The sequence below is a fragment of the Mesorhizobium sp. B2-5-3 genome, assembly GCF_006441005.1.
In the GTDB taxonomy this organism is placed as follows: Bacteria; Pseudomonadota; Alphaproteobacteria; order Rhizobiales; family Rhizobiaceae; genus Mesorhizobium.
Genome location: NZ_VFUS01000003.1, coordinates 452726 through 472423, shown reverse-complemented (window position 1 = coordinate 472423; position 19698 = coordinate 452726). Strand labels below are relative to the sequence as shown.

General features: G+C 62.2%; 23 protein-coding genes and 3 tRNA genes. 12 read left to right on the top strand and 14 right to left on the bottom strand.

The window, feature by feature from the left end; translation table 11 throughout:
- Nucleotides 1–184: 184 nt before the first annotated feature.
- Nucleotides 185–1360 (bottom strand): elongation factor Tu, encoded by a 1176-nt coding sequence (tuf, locus tag FJ867_RS09940; protein WP_140515452.1) that lies wholly within the window; start codon nt 1358–1360, stop codon nt 185–187.
- A gap of 293 nt (nt 1361–1653) precedes the next feature.
- On the opposite strand from tuf, the gene FJ867_RS09935 reads away from it, so the two are divergent.
- Nucleotides 1654–2541 carry a DMT family transporter gene (locus FJ867_RS09935; protein ID WP_140493546.1) on the top strand — a complete coding sequence of 296 codons (888 nt, stop codon included), beginning with the start codon at nt 1654–1656 and terminating at the stop codon, nt 2539–2541.
- Nucleotides 2542–2778: 237 nt separating this feature from the next.
- Here FJ867_RS09935 and FJ867_RS09930 read toward each other — a convergent pair whose 3' ends face one another.
- Nucleotides 2779–3036: a GlsB/YeaQ/YmgE family stress response membrane protein gene (locus tag FJ867_RS09930; protein ID WP_140525526.1), complete on the bottom strand. Its 258-nt coding sequence runs from the start codon at nt 3034–3036 to the stop codon at nt 2779–2781.
- A gap of 129 nt (nt 3037–3165) precedes the next feature.
- On the opposite strand from FJ867_RS09930, the gene FJ867_RS09925 reads away from it, so the two are divergent.
- Entirely contained in the window at nt 3166–3624 is a 459-nt protein-coding gene (locus FJ867_RS09925) for a YidB family protein (protein ID WP_140525527.1), read from the top strand.
- 83 nt (nt 3625–3707) lie between these two features.
- On the opposite strand, the gene FJ867_RS09920 is transcribed toward FJ867_RS09925, so the two are convergent.
- Both FJ867_RS09920 and FJ867_RS09915 read right to left on the bottom strand, forming a co-directional pair.
- Nucleotides 3708–3781, bottom strand: a tRNA-Gly gene (locus tag FJ867_RS09920).
- A gap of 90 nt (nt 3782–3871) precedes the next feature.
- Nucleotides 3872–3956 (bottom strand) — tRNA-Tyr (locus FJ867_RS09915).
- A gap of 197 nt (nt 3957–4153) precedes the next feature.
- On the opposite strand from FJ867_RS09915, the gene FJ867_RS09910 reads away from it, so the two are divergent.
- Nucleotides 4154–4999, top strand: coding sequence for an RNA methyltransferase (locus FJ867_RS09910; RefSeq protein ID WP_140817275.1), 846 nt, complete (start codon nt 4154–4156; stop codon nt 4997–4999).
- Between the two features lie 46 nt (nt 5000–5045).
- Here the strand turns inward: FJ867_RS09910 and FJ867_RS09905 are convergent, their stop codons facing one another.
- From FJ867_RS09905 to gcl, 3 genes are all read right to left on the bottom strand, one after another.
- Nucleotides 5046–5933, bottom strand: a complete 888-nt coding sequence (locus tag FJ867_RS09905; protein ID WP_140558704.1) for a 2-hydroxy-3-oxopropionate reductase — start codon at nt 5931–5933, stop codon at nt 5046–5048.
- Nucleotides 5934–6156: 223 nt separating this feature from the next.
- Nucleotides 6157–6954, bottom strand: a complete 798-nt coding sequence (gene hyi, locus FJ867_RS09895; protein WP_140558703.1) for a hydroxypyruvate isomerase — start codon at nt 6952–6954, stop codon at nt 6157–6159.
- Nucleotides 6955–6975: 21 nt separating this feature from the next.
- Nucleotides 6976–8757 (bottom strand): glyoxylate carboligase, encoded by a 1782-nt coding sequence (gcl, locus tag FJ867_RS09890; RefSeq protein WP_140655961.1) that lies wholly within the window; start codon nt 8755–8757, stop codon nt 6976–6978.
- 213 nt (nt 8758–8970) lie between these two features.
- Between gcl and bhcR the strand changes: the two genes are divergently transcribed.
- On the top strand, nt 8971–9792 hold the full coding sequence (gene bhcR, locus FJ867_RS09885; protein WP_140517623.1) for an HTH-type transcriptional regulator BhcR: 822 nt from the start codon (nt 8971–8973) through the stop codon (nt 9790–9792).
- Here bhcR and FJ867_RS09880 read toward each other — a convergent pair whose 3' ends face one another.
- The 4 genes from FJ867_RS09880 to FJ867_RS09865 all read right to left on the bottom strand — a co-directional run bounded on the left by FJ867_RS09880 (nt 9793) and on the right by FJ867_RS09865 (nt 11490).
- Nucleotides 9793–10152 carry a hypothetical protein gene (locus FJ867_RS09880; RefSeq protein ID WP_140493579.1) on the bottom strand — a complete coding sequence of 120 codons (360 nt, stop codon included), beginning with the start codon at nt 10150–10152 and terminating at the stop codon, nt 9793–9795.
- A gap of 215 nt (nt 10153–10367) precedes the next feature.
- Nucleotides 10368–10673 (bottom strand): BA14K family protein, encoded by a 306-nt coding sequence (locus tag FJ867_RS09875; protein ID WP_140525532.1) that lies wholly within the window; start codon nt 10671–10673, stop codon nt 10368–10370.
- 218 nt (nt 10674–10891) lie between these two features.
- Nucleotides 10892–11101, bottom strand: coding sequence for a hypothetical protein (locus FJ867_RS09870; protein ID WP_140817273.1), 210 nt, complete (start codon nt 11099–11101; stop codon nt 10892–10894).
- A gap of 218 nt (nt 11102–11319) precedes the next feature.
- The gene (locus FJ867_RS09865; RefSeq protein WP_140493589.1) at nt 11320–11490 is read right to left on the bottom strand and encodes a hypothetical protein; all 171 of its coding nucleotides are present in this window, start codon (nt 11488–11490) and stop codon (nt 11320–11322) included.
- Between the two features lie 158 nt (nt 11491–11648).
- Here FJ867_RS09865 and FJ867_RS09860 point away from each other — a divergent pair.
- Nucleotides 11649–11724, top strand: a tRNA-Thr gene (locus FJ867_RS09860).
- A 140-nt stretch (nt 11725–11864) separates the two neighbouring features.
- Here FJ867_RS09860 and FJ867_RS09855 read toward each other — a convergent pair.
- On the bottom strand, nt 11865–12434 hold the full coding sequence (locus FJ867_RS09855) for a DUF2569 family protein (protein ID WP_140817271.1): 570 nt from the start codon (nt 12432–12434) through the stop codon (nt 11865–11867).
- Nucleotides 12435–12629: 195 nt separating this feature from the next.
- On the opposite strand from FJ867_RS09855, the gene FJ867_RS09850 reads away from it, so the two are divergent.
- Nucleotides 12630–12836, top strand: coding sequence for a hypothetical protein (locus tag FJ867_RS09850; protein ID WP_140493598.1), 207 nt, complete (start codon nt 12630–12632; stop codon nt 12834–12836).
- A gap of 187 nt (nt 12837–13023) precedes the next feature.
- Here FJ867_RS09850 and FJ867_RS09845 read toward each other — a convergent pair whose 3' ends face one another.
- A complete protein-coding gene (locus tag FJ867_RS09845; protein ID WP_140493601.1) occupies nt 13024–13638 on the bottom strand; it encodes a TetR/AcrR family transcriptional regulator in 615 nt (204 codons plus the stop codon).
- Between the two features lie 92 nt (nt 13639–13730).
- Here FJ867_RS09845 and FJ867_RS09840 point away from each other — a divergent pair, with 92 nt between their 5' ends.
- From FJ867_RS09840 to FJ867_RS09820, 5 genes are read left to right on the top strand one after another with little or no spacing between them, the layout of a single operon-like run.
- Nucleotides 13731–14822, top strand: a complete 1092-nt coding sequence (locus tag FJ867_RS09840; RefSeq protein WP_140817269.1) for a spermidine/putrescine ABC transporter substrate-binding protein — start codon at nt 13731–13733, stop codon at nt 14820–14822.
- 9 nt (nt 14823–14831) lie between these two features.
- Nucleotides 14832–15671 carry an ABC transporter permease gene (locus FJ867_RS09835; RefSeq protein ID WP_140517631.1) on the top strand — a complete coding sequence of 280 codons (840 nt, stop codon included), beginning with the start codon at nt 14832–14834 and terminating at the stop codon, nt 15669–15671.
- Nucleotide 15672: 1 nt separating this feature from the next.
- A complete protein-coding gene (locus FJ867_RS09830; RefSeq protein ID WP_140817267.1) occupies nt 15673–16455 on the top strand; it encodes an ABC transporter permease in 783 nt (260 codons plus the stop codon).
- The gene (locus tag FJ867_RS09825) at nt 16452–17516 is read left to right on the top strand and encodes an ABC transporter ATP-binding protein (protein ID WP_140558697.1); all 1065 of its coding nucleotides are present in this window, start codon (nt 16452–16454) and stop codon (nt 17514–17516) included. Before FJ867_RS09830 ends, FJ867_RS09825 begins: the two co-directional genes overlap by 4 nt.
- Before the next feature lie 2 nt (nt 17517–17518).
- A complete protein-coding gene (locus tag FJ867_RS09820; protein WP_140817265.1) occupies nt 17519–18280 on the top strand; it encodes an MBL fold metallo-hydrolase in 762 nt (253 codons plus the stop codon).
- 18 nt (nt 18281–18298) lie between these two features.
- On the opposite strand, the gene FJ867_RS28720 is transcribed toward FJ867_RS09820, so the two are convergent.
- Complete coding sequence (locus FJ867_RS28720; RefSeq protein ID WP_181168343.1) at nt 18299–18463, bottom strand: hypothetical protein; 165 nt, start codon at nt 18461–18463, stop codon at nt 18299–18301.
- A gap of 319 nt (nt 18464–18782) precedes the next feature.
- Between FJ867_RS28720 and FJ867_RS09815 the strand changes: the two genes are divergently transcribed.
- Nucleotides 18783–19556: an NAD kinase gene (locus FJ867_RS09815; protein ID WP_140493621.1), complete on the top strand. Its 774-nt coding sequence runs from the start codon at nt 18783–18785 to the stop codon at nt 19554–19556.
- The last annotated feature ends 142 nt before the right edge of the window (nt 19557–19698 follow it).

Sequence of the window (19698 nt, the reverse complement as noted above, 5' to 3'; positions counted from 1 at the left end):
CCTGCAGCGACGATAGCGGAAAAATCGAGCAAGCCTCAACCTGCCTCGATGGCCAGTTCGATGACGCGGCTACCGTTCGACCGCGTGTCGGCCCCGGCATGCCAACGGCTGACCTTCGGTCGCCGACAAAAAGGGCGGCCCGAGGACCGCCCTTCCTTCTCGATCCGGCTGATGCCGGTGTCGATTACTCTTTGATGGTGACGACGATGCCGGCACCGACGGTGCGGCCGCCTTCACGGATGGCGAAGCGCAGCTTCTCTTCCATGGCGATCGGCACGATCAGCTCGACGTCGACCGTGATGTTGTCGCCAGGCATCACCATCTCGGTGCCGGCCGGCAGCGACACGATGCCGGTCACGTCGGTGGTGCGGAAGTAGAACTGCGGACGGTAGTTGGTGAAGAACGGCGTGTGACGGCCACCCTCGTCCTTGGTCAGGATGTAGGCTTCGGCCACGAACTTCTTGTGCGGCTTCACCGAACCGGGCTTGGCCAGAACCTGGCCGCGCTCGACACCTTCACGGTCGACACCGCGCAGCAGCGCGCCGATGTTGTCGCCCGCCTGGCCCTGGTCGAGCAGCTTGCGGAACATCTCGACGCCCGTGCAGGTCGTCTTGGTGGTCGGACGAATGCCGATGATCTCCAGCTCCTCGCCGACCTTGACCACGCCGCGCTCGACGCGACCGGTCACGACCGTGCCGCGGCCCGAGATCGAGAACACGTCCTCGATCGGCATCAGGAACGGCTTGTCGAGCGGACGAACCGGCGTCGGGATGTAGGCGTCGACCTGAGCCATCAGCTCGCGGATCGCGTCCTCGCCGATCTTCTTGTCCGAATCTTCCAGAGCCGCCAGCGCCGAACCCTTGACGATCGGAATGTCGTCGCCGGGGAACTCGTTCTTGGTCAGCAATTCGCGAACCTCGAGCTCGACCAGCTCAAGCAGCTCGGCATCGTCGACCTGGTCGACCTTGTTCAAAAACACCACGATCGACGGCACGCCGACCTGGCGGGCCAAAAGGATGTGCTCGCGGGTCTGCGGCATCGGGCCGTCGGCGGCCGACACAACCAGGATCGCGCCGTCCATCTGCGCGGCACCGGTGATCATGTTCTTCACATAGTCGGCGTGGCCGGGGCAGTCGACGTGGGCGTAGTGGCGGTTCTCCGTCTCGTACTCGACGTGAGCCGTCGAAATGGTGATGCCGCGCGCCTTCTCTTCCGGCGCCGCGTCAATCTGGTCATAGCGCTTGTATTCGCCAAAATACTTGGTGATCGCTGCCGTCAAAGACGTCTTGCCATGATCAACGTGGCCAATCGTGCCGATGTTCACATGCGGCTTGGTGCGCTCGAATTTACCTTTTGCCATAGTCTCTTTCCTTGGACGGCCTGGACCTTCAGTTCAGTCGAATGCGGGGCGATTAGCGACAAAGGCCAAAAAACACAAGCGTCTTTTGCCCGGGCGCCTTCTCACTCGGTCCGAACCCGTGATCCGATTGCGGGGATATGGCGCTGATATAGGAACGTGCCGCATGAAATGGAATGGCCTAAACCCCTGCGCAATCGCGCCGGCCTCCCGCGCCCCGCTCGTCGGTCGCTGTCGGATTTGTCGGCGCTTCATGGCCCATTGCGGCGGTGTTCCCGCTCTGATTTCCTGCACCGATGCATTTCATCCCGACAGCCGTTCGCGGCCCTCTGTTCATGATCGTCTCGACCGGGTCGTATCTCGTCAACGATACGATGATGAAGCTCGCTACGGCGGGCCTGCCGTCCTATGAAGTGCTGTTCCTGCGCGGCGCGGCGGCAGCGCTCTGGGGCTTTCCGCTGCTGTTTGCGCTTGGTTATGGCAAACAGATCCCGCTGATCTTCGACAAGCGCGTGCTGCACCGCAACCTGCTCGAACTGGCCGCCATCCTTTGTTACGTCGTGGCGCTCGCCAACATGCAGATTGCCGATTCCACCGCGCTCGGACAGGTCACGCCGCTGTTGATGCTGGTCGGCTCCTCTATCCTGTTCGGCGAGCGCATCGGCGGCCAGCGCATGGCGCTGATCGGCCTCGGCTTCATCGGCGCGCTGATGGTGGCGCAACCGACAATGCAGGGCATCTCGGTCTATGCCCTGCTGGCGCTCGGCAACGCGGCATTGTCGGCCGCGCGCGATCTCACCGGCAGGCGGGTTCCGGCCGAGGTGCCGGGAATGATCGTGGCGATTTCCGCCGTCGTCGTGGTGCTGATCGGCGCCGGTGCGGCACACCTGGTTTCAGAGCGCTGGATCATGCCCGGAGCACATCATTTGCTGCTCATGGCCGGAGCCGGGTTCTTCCTGATCTTCGGCCATTTCTTCATCTTCATGGCCTATCGCGTCGGGCCGACCAGCGCAGTGGCGCCGTTCTACTACTGCTTCACCGTCTGGGCGATGATTTCGGGCCTGCTGGTGTTCGGACAATTCCCAAACGCGCTGGCGATCTGCGGCATCCTTCTGGTTGTCGGTAGCGGACTGGCCATCGTCTCGCTCGACCAGCGCAGGCGCCGGCTGACTGTCGTCGCCTAAGTCGGCTCCAGTTGCGGCCGATTATCGCCGGGGGTCTCGCCGCAAGCTCAACACGCTGTCCGCGATATCCTCAAGAGGGTCAGATAAGACGCGCCAGACGGCGCTCCGCGGTGGCAAACACCGCCGATGAAGGACGGGACGGGCGCATGACCCGAGTGCGGGATCCGGTTTCGGGGAAGCTCATGCACGAGCGGACAGGTAGAAATCCCATCCCGAACTATCGGAATGGGACTGGTGCTAAATCGGCCGCTTGCCGGCGAACTGGTGGTAAGCCCATAACACGACCACGGCGCCCACCACCGCGACGATCAGGCTGTATATGTTGAGACCGGTCACGCCCGACGCGCCGAAAGCGCTGAAGATCAGGCCGCCGACAATGGCGCCGACAATGCCGAGCACGATATCCATGATCATGCCCTGGCCGCTCTTGTTGACGATCTTGCTGCCAAGAAAGCCGGCGATGACTCCCAGAATAATCCAGCTGATGATTGACATTTTTCCTCTCCAATCCCCTGCCGCGTCCATCATTTTCATATGATTGTCAAAAGCTCAAGCCAGCTTGAAATTCCGCCCGTTTGCGTCATTGTGAGGATGGGACGGGCTTGGTTGACAAGGAGATCCACGATGGGACTGTTTGACAATGCCGTTCCGGGCGGCAACATCACCAAACCCCTGATGATCGCGCTTGGCGCGCTGCTGGTCGGAAAGATGCTCAGCGGCAGGAGTGCCGAACAGCCGGAGCAACCCCAAGCTCCCGTACCGGCCGAGCCCGGTGAAACCACGGCCGGCGATGGCGGCCTGCTTGGCGGACTGGGCGGCCTGCTCGACAAATTGAAGAACTCCGGCCACGGCAACGTCGCCGATTCCTGGGTCGGCACCGGCCAGAACCAACCGATCAACGCCAACGACCTGGGCAACGCGATCGGACCGCAGGTCATCCGCGAGATCGCGCAACGGACGGGACTCGACGAGCAGGAACTGCTCAAGCAATTGTCCGCAGCCCTGCCTGGCATCGTCGACAAGCTGACGCCGAACGGCCAGGTGCCGCAGCAACATCAGGTCGCATCGGCCTTCAACAGCTGAAGCGAGTGAACAATCATCCTCTGGAGCGCTGCGCGACCTGGCCGCGCAGCGTTTCAGCTTGCCGATGGCATGGGTTGGAAATCTGGAGCGGGTAGCGGGAATCGAACCCGCATATTCAGCTTGGAAGGCTGCTGCTCTGCCACTGAGCTATACCCGCGCCGTGCCCTGAAGTATCGGATTCCGCGGAAAAGCGCCATGCGCTTTTCGCCTCCGATGCTTTCACGTTTCAGGGCTTCCGGGCCGGCAGTGGTGGAGAGGGTTGGATTCGAACCAACGTAGGCTAAGCCAACGGATTTACAGTCCGTCCCCTTTAACCACTCGGGCACCTCTCCAGTCTGCCGCCGGAGCCATGCAACGAGGCATTCTTGCCGATCCGGACCCGAGTATCACTTCTCCGAAATCAGCGAAGCGCCTTATGGCGGCAAGGCCAGTGGGTGTCAACCGCGTGGCAAGGGTTTTTCGATGTTGTTCGCCGGCTGCGGCGACGGGCCATATCCCTGGCCGCCGGAGACCGCTATAGAAGCCGGCCATGAGCAACAAGACCGGCACCCCGAAAGACACCCACTACGCCAAGCTGCGTCGTGCACACCGCGACGAAAAGAGCGGCGGCGCGCCGGCATTCCGGCCGCGCCAGCCCATGCCGCCGGGCGAGAACGCAGCCGACGGGCTGGTGCGGCTCTATGGCCTGCATACGGTGCGCGCGGCACTCGACAATCCGCGCCGCAAGATCCGGAAAATGCTGGTGACGCGCAATGCCGCCGAGCGGCTGGGACTGGCCGACTTCGCGGCCCTGCCCTTCAAGGCGGAGCTGGTCGACCCCAGGGACATCGACAAGATCACGGGTTCGGATGCCGTGCATCAAGGCGTGCTGATCGAGGCCGAGCCGCTGAAGCCCAAGCGACTCGACGCTCTTGGCGACACAAAGCTGGTGCTGGTGCTCGACCAGATCACCGATCCGCACAATGTCGGCGCCATCCTGCGCTCGGCGGTCGCTTTCGATGCCGGCGCGCTGATCACCACGGCGCGCCACAGCCCGCAGGAATCGGGCGTGCTGGCGAAATCAGCCTCCGGCGCGCTCGAACATATCGACCAGATCGAGGTGAAGAACCTGGCCGACGCGCTCGCGCAACTGCACGAGGCCGGCTTCCAGACAATCGGTCTCGATTCGGACGGCCCGGCCGAACTCGAAACGAGCTTTGCCGGCGACAAGCTTGCCCTGGTGCTGGGCGCGGAAGGCAAGGGCCTGCGCCAGAAGACGCGCGAGACGGTGACGACACTGGCTCGCCTCGACATGCCCGGCGCCATCCGCTCGCTCAACGTGTCGAACGCGGCGGCGGTAAGCCTTTATGCGGCACGGAAATTCTTGAGGCAGTAGGGCAGTACGGCAGTAGGGTTTCCAAATCGGCCGGAACGGGCGGCTCCTACTGCCCTACCTCATGCCCGGCCATCCGCTCCAGCGCCCTGACCAGGGCCGAGTGATCCTCCCTGGCGCCGCCATTGGCCGTGCAGGAATTGAACAGTTGCTGGGTGGTCGACGTGTTGGGCAGGGAGACGCCGAGCGCCCTTGCGCCTTCCAGGGCGAGGTTGAGATCCTTCTGGTGCAGTTCGATGCGGAAACCCGGCGCGAAGGTGCGCCTGACCATGCGTTCGCCATGCACTTCGAGGATGCGCGAGGCGGCCAACCCGCCCATCAGCGCCTGCCTGACCTTGGCGGGGTCGGCGCCGGCTTTTGAAGCAAAAACAAGCGCTTCGGCGACGGCTTCAATGGTCAGCGCGACGACGATCTGGTTGGCGACCTTGGTGGTCTGGCCGACGCCGTTCGGTCCGACCAGGGTGATGTTCTTGCCCATCTTCTCGAAAACGGGCCTGGCGCGCTCGAACGCCCTCTCCTCGCCGCCGACCATGATGGTGAGCGATGCGGCCTTGGCTCCCACCTCGCCGCCCGAGACCGGCGCATCAAGATAGTCGCAGCCCAGTTCGTTGATTTTTTTGGCGAAGACCTTGGTCTCGATCGGTGAGATCGAGCTCATGTCGATGGCCAATTTGCCTTTGGAAAGACCTGATGCGACGCCGTTGTCGCCGAACAGCACCTCGGCTACCTGCGGTGTGTCGGGCACCATGGTGATGATGATATCGGCGGCCTTCGCCACGGCGGCATGGCCGGTGACAGTTTTCAGTCCCTTGGCCACCAGTTCGGCCTGTGGCCTGGAGCGGTGGTCGCTGGCGATCACCGTGTAGCCGGCGTCCAGCAAATGTCCCGCCATCGGCGCGCCCATGATGCCAAGGCCGATGAAGCCGATGGTTTCCATTGTGGTTCTCCGTCTTGTTGAGGTTGCGTTCCTTCACGCCCCCCTCTGGCCTGCCGGCCATCTCCCCCACAGGTGGGGAGATTGGCAGTTTCGGCGCTGGCCCCAACTTTCCCGGTTCAAAATTTAGCGAAGCCGCCGGTGACATCCAACCTCCGCCCTTGGTGGGGGAGATGGCCGACAGGCCAGAGGAGGGCGTGAAGGAACGCGAGTTCGATTTCGACAGCTAAGCCGCCGCGCTTCCCTGCCCGGCCAGTTCCCGGAACCACCCCAACCCTTGCTCAGTTCCGGCCTTCGGCTTGTATTCCGCGCCGACCCAGCCGGAATAACCAATGCGGTCGATATGCTCGTAGAGGAAGGGATAGTTGATCTCGCCCGTCCCCGGCTCGTGACGGCCGGGATTGTCCGCAAGCTGGATATGCGCGATGCGGCCGAGGTTTGCCTCGATGGTACGGGTGAGATCCCCCTCCATGATCTGCATGTGGTAGATGTCGTATTGCAGGAACAGGTTCTTCGAGCCGACGCGGTCGATCAGCGCCAGCGCCTGGTCGGAATAGTTGAGGAAGAAGCCTGGAATGTCGCGCGTGTTGATCGGCTCGATCAGCAGCCTGATGCCGGCCTGCTCCAGTTTCTCCGCCGCGAAGGCGAGGTTCTCGGCAAACACATCCTCGAGCACCTTGCGGTCGACGCCGGCGGGCGCGATGCCTGCCAGGCAATTGACCTGTGAGCAGCCGAGCGCCTGCGCGTAGGCGATCGCCTTGGCGATGCCCTGGCGGAATTCCGGCACTCGGTCCGGCAAAACGGCGATACCGCGCTCGCCCTTGCCCCAGTCGCCGGCCGGCAGGTTGAACAGCACCTGCGTCAGACCGTTCTTGTTCAGCCGCGCGGCCACCACCTCGGGCGCATGGTCGTAGGGGCCTATATATTCAACGCCTTTGAAGCCCGCGCGGGCAGCTGCGTCAAAACGTTCGAGGAAGTCATGCTCGCCAAAGAGCATCGAAAGATTGGCTGAAAAACGCGGCATTCTTTTTGTCCTTCTTCCGTCCTAGTCGAGCATCACGATCGCTGTCGGGGCATCCTCTTGATGTTCGGCAAGGTCTTCGAATTCGGTGATCTTGTCGATCTCGGTGCCCATCGAGATATTGGTGACGCGTTCGAGGATGAATTCGAGCACTACGGGAACCTGATGCTCCTTCATCAGCCGCTGCGCCTCCTTGAAGGCACCGGCGAATTCTTCCGGTTTGCGCACCCTGACCGCCTTGCAGCCCATCGCCTCGGCAACAGCGACGTGGTCGACGCCGTAGCCGGCCTCGGGATCGTCCGATCGGTTGATGTTCTCAAAAGCAAGGCTAACCTCGTAATCCATCGAGAAGCCGCGCTGCGCCTGGCGGATCAGGCCGAGATAGGCATTGTTCACGACGACGTGGATGTAGGGCAGCCTGTGCTGCGCGCCGACCGCCAGTTCCTCGATCATGAACTGGAAGTCATAGTCGCCCGACAGCGCCACGATGGTGCGGTCGGGATCGGCGGCGCGCACGCCAAGGGCTGCCGGCAGTGTCCAGCCGAGCGGGCCTGCCTGGCCGCAATTGATCCAGTTGCGCGGCTTGTAGACATGCAGGAACTGCGCGCCGGCGATCTGCGACAGGCCGATCGTGGTGACGTAGGTGACGTCGCGCCCGAACGCCTTGTTCATCTCCTCATAGACGCGCTGCGGCTTCAGCGGCACCTGGTCGAAATGCGTCTTGCGCTTCATGGTCTTCTTGCGGCCCTGGCATTCCTTCGCCCAGCCCGACCAGTCGCGCAGTCTTCCGGCCGTTTTCCATTCGGTGGCGACGTCGAGCAGCATCTTCAGCGCAGCGCCCGCATCCGAGACGACGCCGAGATCCGGGGCAAACACACGGCCGATCTGCGTCGGCTCGATGTCGACATGGATGAACTTTTTTCCCTTGGTGTAGACATCGACCGAACCGGTGTGGCGGTTGGCCCAGCGGTTGCCGATGCCGAAGACGAAGTCGGCTTCCAGCATCGTCGCGTTGCCATAGCGGTGCGAGGTCTGCAGGCCGCACATGCCGGCCATCAGCCGATGGTCGTCGGGGATCGCGCCCCAGCCCATCAGCGTCGGGATGACGGGCACGCCGGTAATCTCGGCGAATTCTATCAGCAGGTCCGACGCATCGGCATTGATGATGCCGCCGCCGGCGACGATCAGCGGCTTTTCGGCGGCGTTGAGCATCGCCAGAGCCTTTTCGGCCTGGGCGCGTGTCATCGCCGGCTTGAACGGCGCCAGCGGCTCGTAGGCGTCGATGTCGAACTCGATCTCGGCCAATTGGACGTCGACCGGCAGGTCGATCAGCACCGGTCCCGGGCGCGAAGACCTCATCAGGTGGAATGCCTTCTGCAGCGCCATCGGCACGAGATAAGGCTCCATGACGGTGACCGCCCATTTGGCGACGGGCGACGCGATAGCGGCGATGTCGACGGCCTGGAAATCCTCCTTGTTCAGCCGCGCCCGCGGCGCCTGGCCGGTGATGCAGAGGATCGGGATGGAATCGGCTGCGGCCGAGTAGAGCCCGGTGATCATGTCGGTGCCGGCCGGGCCGGACGTGCCGATGCAGAGCCCGATATTGCCTGCCTTGGCCCTGGTGAAGCCTTCGGCCATGTGCGAGGCGCCCTCGACATGACGGGCCAGCACATGGCGGATCGTGCCCCTCGCCTTCAGGGCCGAGTAGAGCGGATTGATCGCCGCTCCCGGCACGCCGAAGGCGCAGGCGATGCCTTCCTTTTCGAGAACGAGAACCGCAGCGTCGACAGCGCGCATCCTGGCCATTGTTCCGACCCTCCACAGGGTTGTGATTGTTGGATGACCGAGAATGTCAGCAAGCCCGCTATTTTTCAATTTTTTCAGAATATTTTTTCATTTCTAGGAAGCTGCCGTTGCCAATTGATTTCCTTTCTCTTTTTGTTTTCCAAAAAGTGGCAATGCAGAAGGCGTGAAAAACTTTTTCATTGTCCATTCGGGAAAATCGGGCATGATGGCGTCATGGAAACCGCCGAAAAACGCCAGCGCGGCCGGCCGCGCGCCTTCAACGGCCCCTCGGAAGCGGCTTCGGTGCAGTCGTTGGACCGGGCCTTGCGCATCCTGGCCATCGTTGCCGAAGGCAGCGGCCTGTCGCTGAGCGAGATATCCGCGCAAAGCGGTCTGGCCGCCTCCACCGCCTACCGCATGCTGACGACGCTCGAAAACCACGGCATGGTCGAGTTCGACAGTTCGGACCAGCTTTGGTCGATCGGCGTCGAGACCTACCGGATGGGCGCGGCGTTCCTGCGCCGCCGCAAGCTGGTCGACCGCGCGCGCATCGTCATGCAGGAGCTGATGGAGAAAACCGGCGAGACCGCCAATCTCGGCGTCGCCGAGGACGACTGCGTGGTGTTCGTCAGCCAGGTCGAGACGCACCAGGCAATCCGCGCCTTCTTCCGACCGGGGACGCGCAGCCCTTTTCACGCATCCGGCATCGGCAAGGCGGTGCTGGCCCATCTCGAGCCGGAGCGCGTCGGAGCCATCCTGCGCAAGGCCGGCCTGCAGCGCTTTACCGACAGGACGTTGTCCGACATCCCTGCCCTCGCGCATGATCTCGCGACGATCAAGCTGCGCGGCTGGTCGGTCGACGACGAGGAGCGGCACCCAGGCATGCGCTGCGTGGCATCAGCCATCTTCAACGAATTCGGCGAGCCGATCGGCGGTGTCTCCGTGTCGGGCCCGACGGTCCGGGTGACGCCTGAGCGGCTGGCCGAGATCGGCCCGCTGGTGCACAGCGCCGCGGCCGAGGTCACAAAGATGATCGGCGGCGTGCAAACCGGATGATCAACCTGCTCCGGGCAGCGCGCTTCTGCTCGCAAGATCGAAGAAATCGAGCAGGATCGCCATGCCGACACCGCAGGCGGTGAAGACGAGGCCGGTGATGAAGATGCGGTTGGCGCGTTCATAGGCGCTCAGCCGCAGGCACTTTGTGTCGAGCAGAAGCGACAATGCCCGCATCTGCAAGGCGATGCCGGCCAGGATCGGCAGCACGGCGACGAGATGATAGGTCTGCCACGGGATCGGATTGGCGGCCCAATGCGTGATGAAGCCCAGGGAAAACGCCAGCAGGATGCCAACGGCCGTGACCGTGCCGTTGCGGAAAATGATTTCGACCTGTTCCTCTTTCGGGTCCTGCTCGTCCAAGGATCACCCTCCCCCATATCGCCCGCAGATTATCGCCAAGCAGATTAGGCCTTCGGGAAATGCCTGTACATTGCCGATCGCATCGACAAAAGCCGATGACCGAGGGTTCAGGCGTCTCCGTGAAAGTCGGCTAATCCAACAGGTGTGCCGCCATCCAAGCGTAGAAAAGGGGCTCGCCTGAGCCCCTCTTCTGGTGCTGAACGGTGCTCCTCCTCTCAGAGACGGCAGTAATGGCGATAGCCGTCGTAACCGATGTAGGTGTCGGAGTCCGGATCGTAGCTCGAATAGCGATCGAAGCAGCGGCGGACGTGCCACGAGCCGCCGCCCTCGTCGACGTAGACGGTGCGGGGCTGGGCAAGCAGGCTGCCCAGGACAAAACCGCCGACGCCGGCGGCAATGCCGATGCCGATGCCATGGTGGTGGTGATGCGAATGAGCCGCCGAGGGCTGGACGGTGCCGACCAGTGCGGTGGCGGCGACAGCGGTGGCGATGAGGCCGGAAACGAGTGCGCGCTTGAACATGACGATCTCCTTGCTTCGTTTGGAGAGGCGACTCATCCGCCTCTTGATCATCTGTCGTTCGGCACAAGAAAAAGGTTCAAATCTTTTTTGAACGTGAACCAAGGAGGTCATGCTGACGGCGGCCTGCAAGGGCCTGGCTAGACATTGATGACCGTCCCATTTCGCCCAACGAAAAAGGGCGGCCGAAGCCGCCCTTTCGGGAGAATTGGGTCCCTCCATCAAAGAAAGATGATCACCTTGCCGTGCTTGTGGTGATGATGGTTGTGGTGCTTCCACCAGAACTTCTTGAAGTGCTTCTTGTGATGGTTGTGGTGGTGATGATGATGGCCGTGCATGCCGTGGGCTGACGACGTGCCGACGGTGCCGACGAGCGCGCCGGTGACGACGAAGATGGCAACGAGGCCTGAGACGAGAGTGCGCTTGAACATGATGATCTCCTGGATCTTTTGATCGAGGCGACCCATTCGCCTCTGACCATCAGTCGGGGCGGCGCGGGAAAAGGTTCGAAAGGTGGAGGAGATTTTTTTCGGCAAGGCCGGAGACGGGATGAATCGTGAGTAGTGAGCTATGAGCAGCAGGCTGACTACCCACTAATGACTACTGACTACTGACTACTGACTACTGACTACTGACTACTGACTACTATTCACCACCCCATGCCCGTGACATGGCGCAGCCAGAAGGCGAGCGCGATGAAGCCGATGATGGTGGTGACACCGGTCCAGTCGATGTTGGCGTTCTTGACGCTCCTGATAAGCTTCACCAGAAGCATCCAGGCTATGACGACGATCGGCAGGATGATGACAAATCTGATCATGCGGCAGCCTCGCCCAAGCGATTGCACCTGCCGTAGATATAGGAAGCGAATTGGCCGTTTTCAGGATGCCGTGCCTGTTGCCCGGCAGCGTTCATGAGCGCCTCAAAACCGACATTTGTCTTTACTGGCGCCGCAAATATGGCTAACCGGTGCCGCATGCCCTTGTAGCTCAGCTGGTAGAGCAGCGGTTTTGTAAACCGAAGGTCGCGGGTTCGATCCCTGCCGGGGGCACCACCCTTCGCTCTTCAAGCTTCGGGTGGCAGGCCACCCAGCCCGTTATAAGAACACCAGATCTCGCAAAACGAAGGAGTGTCCTCCGAAGCCTGTCGCAGGAGGACTGCTCATGCGAAGAGGCGAAACCCAGCGGACTTTCGCTAGGAGGCTGTCGCAACCTGGCCGGCTGCCACTTCGCCGCAGAACGTGTTCTTCACCCTGACGGACTTGTAGACGTAGGCGACCCAAGCCCCGGTGAGGATGAACGACAGGACGGGTGTCGCCAGCGCATCTCCAGCAAGGATCTGGCTCACCGGGACGCCCAGAGTTGATGAGATCAAGATCGTGTCCAGGACGAACACAACCGGTATCGCAATCCACTGAACCAGAAACAATTGTGGAAAGCGTCGGCTTCGCCGCAGCATCGAAATGAGCACAACCAGTTGAAGCGCCAGAAATGCCAGATTGAGGGCAACCTCGCTATACACCGCAACCAGTCCATTTGGCAGGGGCATGAGTTGCCGGTAACCCTCGGCCGAATTGGCCAAGTCGGCGAGCGTGCGCAGCGGCGACAAAACCTGACCGATCGCAAGCAGCATAAGCCAGCCACCGAATCCTACAAGAGCCGCCGGGCCCTGTGACGGCTTCACGGCTGAGCGAACCGCAAAGAAAACAGGCACGCCGATGATCAGCAGTACGATCGTCCAATGCCAGATTGAAAACGTCCCCATTAACCTCTCCCCTTCGCACTCCTATAAGTTGTATCAGATTTCAAATTCAACTCAAGAGGCGACTTCGCGTGCAATGTGGTCGGTGCCGAAGCGGCGACTTTCTCCTGCTGTCCTGAGTCTCGAGCCGCAACCCGGAACCAAACCCGGCCGGAGACGGTTAACGATCGAAGGGACCGCAAACTCTGTAGCGGAACAATGATCGAACTCTTGGACATGGAACTGGCCAGAGCCAGGCAGCGGATTGGCCGAGCGGTACTCGCCCTCAAACGAGCGGAAGAAATGCTGGACGGAGACTGTGGCGTCGGCATCAATCTCGCGCTTTGCAGCAGGATAAGGTCCGCGCAGCGGCGCGTCACCGAAGCGCGAGAGCGCCTGACGAAGATCGATCCGACCGATCACTGATTTTTACCTGCGACACTGCGGCCGCGTCTTTCCTTTCGGTCGATGCTTCGAAGGAATCGCTGATTAGGCCCAGCGGCTACGCTGCCCTGTGCGCGGGGCCCGGCGGTGTAGACGGGCGCCGCCGTTGGCACTCATCGTCAGTCACACTGGCAGCGGAAGCTGGTTCATGCCGCGGTCGCTTCCATCCTCACATCCCGATCGCCGCCACCAGGATCCGGTTCTGCCGTCGGATCGCCGCGCGCAGTTCCGCTATCCTTGCCTCGTCGCGCTTCACGAACTCGATGAACATCATGTTCATGTTGTTGAAGACCAGCTCACCCACCGCCTGCCCGTCGATGTCGCGCCGCACCAGGCCGATCTCCTGCAGCCTTGCGATCAGGGCACGGATCTGTTGCGTCAGAGCGCGGTCGAGCGCCGTGTAGGCTTGGCCGAACGGGCTGTCGGGCAGTTGCGTCGAGATCGCCATCGCCTGGCGCCACATCTCCTTGCTGAGATAGTGCAAGGAGTGCTCGATATAGATGCCGATCAGCGTGTCCAGCGCATCGCCGACATTGGCCGGTGGGCTGTCGACCACGCCTCGCCCGGCATTCAGCACCTCGTTGACCTCCATGGAGACGATGGCGCCGAGGATGTCGCCCTTATTCTGGTAGTAATTGTAAATCGTCCCGATCGACACTTCGGCCTGGGCGGCGATCGTCTCGATCTTGGCACCTTCATAACCGGCCTCGCGGAAAAGCTCGGCCGCCGCCTCGATGATGCGGCGGTGCCGGTCGGCCTTTTGCCTTGCCCTCAATCCACTCATGCCGGCTGGTCTGCCACAAAAACAGAATTGACTCAATTTTAGAATTGGTTCAACTTTTTGCAAGAAGCCACAAAGGCAAGGGAGAACACTCGATGTCCGCACGATCCGCAGCCAACAATCCGCTTTCAATCCTGAAGAGACATCTGGGCGCCGCTTGCGGCGCCACGGCGCTGGTGCTCTCAGCAGCCAGCGCCAGCCAGGCCGCCGATCTCAACGCCCTGATCTGGTGCGATCATGCCGACCCGGCGCTGCTGCAGCCCTTCGAAGAGGCCAACAACATCAAGGTCAACGTCAAGGAATTCGAGGGCACCGGCGCGGGGCTCGCCATCGTCGAACAGTCGCAACCCGGCGACTGGGACGTGATGGTGATCGACAGCATCGACGTGCCGCGCGGCGTGGAAAAAGGCCTGTTCGAGCCGCTGCCGGAGGACAAGCTGCCGTTGGGCGACCTCTTTCCGCAGGTGAAGATGGACAACTCTACCGTGGTCGGCGGCAAGCGCTACGGCATCACCGAAAAGTTCGGCTACAACACGATCGGCTTCAACAAGACCAAGGTCGACCCGGCCGACATGCAATCCTTGGCGTCGCTGACAAGCGACAAGTACAAGCGCAAGGTCGCCATCTACGATTATTACCTGCCGGTCATCGGCATGGCAGCACTCGCCATCGGCAAGAAGACGGCTGAACTCACCGAGGCGGATCTTCCCGCGCTCAAGGCCGAGCTGCTCAAGATGAAGGCCAACGCCAAGCTGGTCGGCGAGGTGACCGCCAGCCAGACGGCGCTCGCCACCGGTGAGGTCGACATATTGGTCGGCGGTGGTGAATGGGTGACGGCGGGCCTGGCCAAGGAGAACCCGGCGCTGGACTTCTCGATCCCCAAGGAGGGCGCGGTGCTGTGGTCGCAGTCGCTCGCCATGTTCAAGGATTCCAAGGACAAGGACATGGCGCTGAAATTCATCCAGTACATCATGAGCCCGGAAGGCCAGGCCCGTCTTGCCACCTCGTCCTGCTACTGGGGCATGCCGGCGAACAGCAAGGCGGCGCTCACCGACGACCAGAAGAAGATTCTGCGCTTCGACGAGCAGCCCGAATTCCTTGCCCGCGCCCAGGCCTATCCGGCGCCGAATGCCGACCTCGACAAGAAGATGCAGGACATGTGGACCGAGATGCTGCAGGCGCAGTAGACGGCCGTCGTGAGCAGCACCGCGAACAAGGCCCTGCCCTGGGCGCTGGTTACGCCGGCGCTCGGCTGGACCTTACTGTTCTTCGTGTTGCCTTTCATTGCCATGGGGCTTTCCAGCCTGACGTCGCATGAGGGCGGCGGCTTCACATCGGCCAATTACAGCCAGTTCTTCACCAATCCTGCCTATTGGCAAGCGATGGTGAACTCGCTGGAGGTGACGGCAATCGTAACCGTGGTCTCGGTGCTGCTCGCCTATCCTTTCGCCTGGATCCTGGCCGAACAGGTGCCGGAACGCTGGCAGCGGCTGGCGCTGATGCTGGCCGTGCTGCCGTTCTGGACGTCCTATGTCGTGCGCTCCTATTCCTGGCTTCTGGTGCTGGCGCAGAACGGCGTCATCAACCGGACGCTGACCGGCATCGGCTTGACCAGCGAACCGCTGCAGCTCGCCAATACGCGCTTCGCCACCGTGACCGGCTTCGTGCATTTCTTCGTCATGCTTTTGACGCTGACGATCTTCGCCAATTTGAAGCAGCTCAGTCCGAGCTACCGCAAGGCCGCCGCTGATCTCGGCGCCGGGCCGGTGCGCACCTTCCTGCACGTCATCCTGCCGCTGACCTTGCCCGGCATCATGGTCGGCGCCTTCCTGACCTTCGTGCTGTGCATCGGCGATTACATCACGCCGCAGATTCTGGGCGGCAACAACGAGCTGGTCATGCCGCAGCTGGTGATGATGCAGATCGGCCGGCGCGGCGACTTTCCGCTGGCCTCGGCGCTCTCGATCATCCTGATGGCGGTCGTGACCATCGCCTATCTCGCCTGCGCCCGCTGGCTGAAGATCGAGCGGGCCTGAGATGCGCCGGATCGTCCGAACCGCTTCCTGTCTCTACGCGATCGCCATCTATGGCTTCATTTTCCTGCCGGTGGTCGTGCTCGTGCTGTTCTCGCTGCAGGCAACCTCCTTTCCCATCCCGCCCTTCACCGGCCCGTCGCTGCGCTGGTACCAGGCCGTCCTGTCCGATGCGCGGCTGACCTCGGCGCTGGTGAACTCGCTGCTGGTGGCCGTGCTTTCGTCGCTCGCGGCCGTCACGCTCGGCTTCCTCAGCGCCTGGGCGTTCGCGCGTTTCGTGCTGCCGGGTTCGGCCCTGCTGCGAGGGTTGATCACGCTACCGCTTACCGTCAGCTATCTCATCATCGGCATGGGGCTGCTGGTGCTGTTCAACTGGGCCGGCGTGCCGAAATCGCTGATGGCCGCCGGCATCGGCCATGTCGTGATCAACCTGCCGCTCTGCTTCGCCATCGTCTACAGCCAGATGGGCGACCACCAGATCAACATCGAGCGCGCCGCGCGCGATCTCGGCGCGCCGGAATGGAAAGTGCTGCTCTTGATTACTGTGCCTGTCATGGCGCCGGCCATCTTCGCCGGCTTCTTCCTGTCGATGACCTTTTCCTGGGACGAATTCGTGATCTCCTTCCTGCTGACACGCTTCGAAACCACGCTGCCGGTCGAAATCTGGAATCTGCTGCGCTCTGGCCTCAACCCCAAGACCAACGCAGTCGGCTCGCTGGTGTTCGCCGTTTCCATCGTGCTGGTGGTGCTGTTCGAATTGACATTGCTGCGGAGGAAGCCGGCATGAGCGCGCCCCTGGTCGACATCCGCGGGGTCTCGCACCGTTTCGGCCAGCTGGCGGTGCTGAAAGACGTATCGCTGCGGATCGAGCCCGGTAGCTACACCATCCTGCTCGGACCGTCGGGCTCCGGCAAGACGACGCTTTTGTCGATTTTGGGCGGCTTCGTCACACCGAGCGAAGGCAAGGTGTTCATCCGAGGCGAGGACTGCACCGCCGTTCCGCCGGCAAAGCGCCCGACAACGACGGTGTTCCAGGATTATGCGCTGTTTCCGCATATGAGCGTCGGCGGCAATGTCGGTTTTGGCCTGCGCATGCAAGGCGTCGATGGCGCGGCACGCGCCGCGCGGGCGCGTGAGACGCTGGCGCTGGTCGGGCTGGATGCCGCCTTCGACAAGAAGCCGCACCAGCTCTCCGGCGGCCAGCGGCAGCGCGTAGCGCTGGCGCGCGCACTGGTGATCGAGCCGGCGGTGCTGCTGCTCGACGAGCCGCTCGGCGCGCTCGACCTCAAACTGCGCCGGCAGATGCAGGACGAATTGAAAGCGATCCAGAAGCGCGTCGGCACCGCCTTCATCCATGTCACCCACGACCAGGAAGAAGCGATGGCGCTGGCCGACCACTGCGTGGTGATGAGTGACGGCCGCATCGAGGACGAAGGGCCGCCCGAACGCGTCTATGCGCGCCCAAAGACACGCTTTTCGGCGACCTTCATGGGCGAGAGCACCATTCTTCGCGGAACGGTGGCGGAGATGATGGACAGGACAAGCACTGTCGCGACACAGGTCGGGCCGGTCTCGGCGTCCGGAGCGTTGCCGGTGGGATCGGCGGTTGCCTTGGCCATCCGGCCGGAGCACCTTGCCCTGGGCGCGACCTCAGGCGCCACAAAGCTGGGCAAGGCGCAGGTCAGCGATGTCGTTTTCCAGGGCAGCTTCAAGCGCGTGCTCGCGGTCTCCACTGAAGACGCCACGCTGCAATTCATCGCCAAACTGCCCGCGACGTCCGTCGTGCAGCCGGGCGACACGGTCTCGGTTTCCTGCGATACAGACAAGATCATCCTGCTGACGGATTGAACATGGGCATGCTTGCGGTCGTCGACGCACCTGACTGGTACGAAACCATCCGCATGGGCGACGGTGTCACGCTGATCCACGAGCCATGGATCAAACCGTTCTTCCGCTGTAATATGTGGCATGTGCGCGGTCGCGACCGCGACCTGCTGTTCGATACCGGGCTTGGCCATTTCAGCCTCAGGCGCCATGTGCCGCTGGTCAGCGAGCGCAAGCTCACCTGCGTCGCCAGCCACACGCATTTCGATCATATAGGCTGCCACCATGAATTTCCCGACCGCTGCGTGCACCGCGCCGAGGCGGAGATTCTGACCGATCCGCGCAACGAATGGACGGTGGCTGACCGCTACGCCAATGAAGAGATGTTCGATCGCCAGCCACAAGGTTGGGATACGGCGCGCTATCGCATCATGCCCGCCCCGGCGGACCGCCTGCTCGAACATGGCGATATCGTCGACCTCGGCGATCGCGCCTTCGAGGTGATCCACACGCCCGGCCATTCGCCAGGCGGTATCGCTCTGTACGAGAAGAAGACCCGCATCCTGCTTTCCGGCGACATCATCTATGACGGCCCGCTGATCGACGACGTCTACCATTCCGATATCGATGATTATTTGCAGACGCTGCTTGCCATGCGCGACCTCGACGTCTCGGTCGTGCATGGCGGCCATTTCCCGAGTTTGGGCAAGGTGCGCTATCGGCAGCTGATCGACGAGTATCTGGCACAGAAACGCCAGGCCGGCTGCCATCTGCAACCACGCTCCTAGCAATCAGCTTGTTTTGATCTACAGCGCCCTTTGCGGACAAGGCATACCGGCGGCGTCGCCGCAGCGCGAGGCAGTGGGCAAGGGCCTGAGGCTTGTTTCTTCCGAGTGGCGCACCAGTTCGGCGAAGACAAGCGCGAAGCTTCCCAGCACGACGGAGATGATGATCAGGCGTGTTACCAGCAATATGTTGGTCCCGGCTGGCGCGTGTCCCCGGAATCGGGCTCGACTCTCGAAGGATTCACGCACGATCAAAAGTGCCACAGCGTCTTTCGTATCCTGAAAGGCATAAGATCGCTGTGGGCGCCCCCACGCCACCCATGCCGGCTAACATGATCCATGGGGCTTTACGAGAGTTTAAGCCCGGCCTTAACCATCACATTGGCTCGTTCCCTGATATGATTCGCGACTGCCGGTTCGAACCGCACGTCTGCGGGCTCTCTTTGCACACAGGCCCGCCCATGCTACCCCGGCCCAGCCGCCAACCGGTCACCGTCGGGGAGCCATGAGCAAAGCCGCCAACAGCATCGCCTTCGTCTCGTCCGGCACGCCTGACGCCAAAGCGGCGCTGGAAAGCCTGTCGGCGCGCTATGGCCAGCATTCGGTCGCGGAAGCCGATGTCGTCGTGGCCCTGGGCGGCGACGGTTTCCTGCTGCAAACTTTGCGCGATACAATGGGAACCGGCAAAAAGGTCTACGGCATGAACCGTGGCACCATCGGCTTCCTGATGAACGAATATCGTTCCGGAGGTCTCGCCGAGCGCATCGCCGCCGCGGTCGCCGAAACGATCCGTCCGCTGGAGATGCAGGCCGTTACCTCGGATGGCGAAACCGTCTCGGCGCTGGCCATCAACGAAGTGGCGTTATGGCGCCAGTCCTATCAGACGGCCAAGATCCGCATCACCATAGATGACCAGGTACGGCTCGAGGAACTGAATTGCGACGGCGTGATGATCGCCACGCCGGCTGGCTCCACCGCCTACAATCTTTCGGCGCATGGGCCCATCCTGCCGCTCGACGCGCCGCTGCTGGCGCTTACCCCCGTCAGCCCGTTTCGCCCGCGCCGCTGGCGCGGCGCTTTGCTTTCCAACAAGGCAACCGTGCGCTTCGATATACTAGAGGCGGAAAAGCGGCCGGTGAACGCCGCCGCCGACCATACGGAGGTCAAGGCCGTAGCTTCCGTGACGGTGAGGGAATCTGCGACGGCGACCGCAACTTTGCTGTTCGATCCCAATCACTCCTGGAACGAACGCATACTGGCGGAACAGTTCCGTTATTGAGCCGATATTGAGCCGGCGCGCGGATAAGCGGCCGGATCAGACATAGTAATTAAGGTTACGACTTCACAATCGAGCCATTGCCGGCCGTTTGTGTTGACAAATCGCGGGCTTGCGCCTAGTTGCAGTGATGATCTTGCGGGCG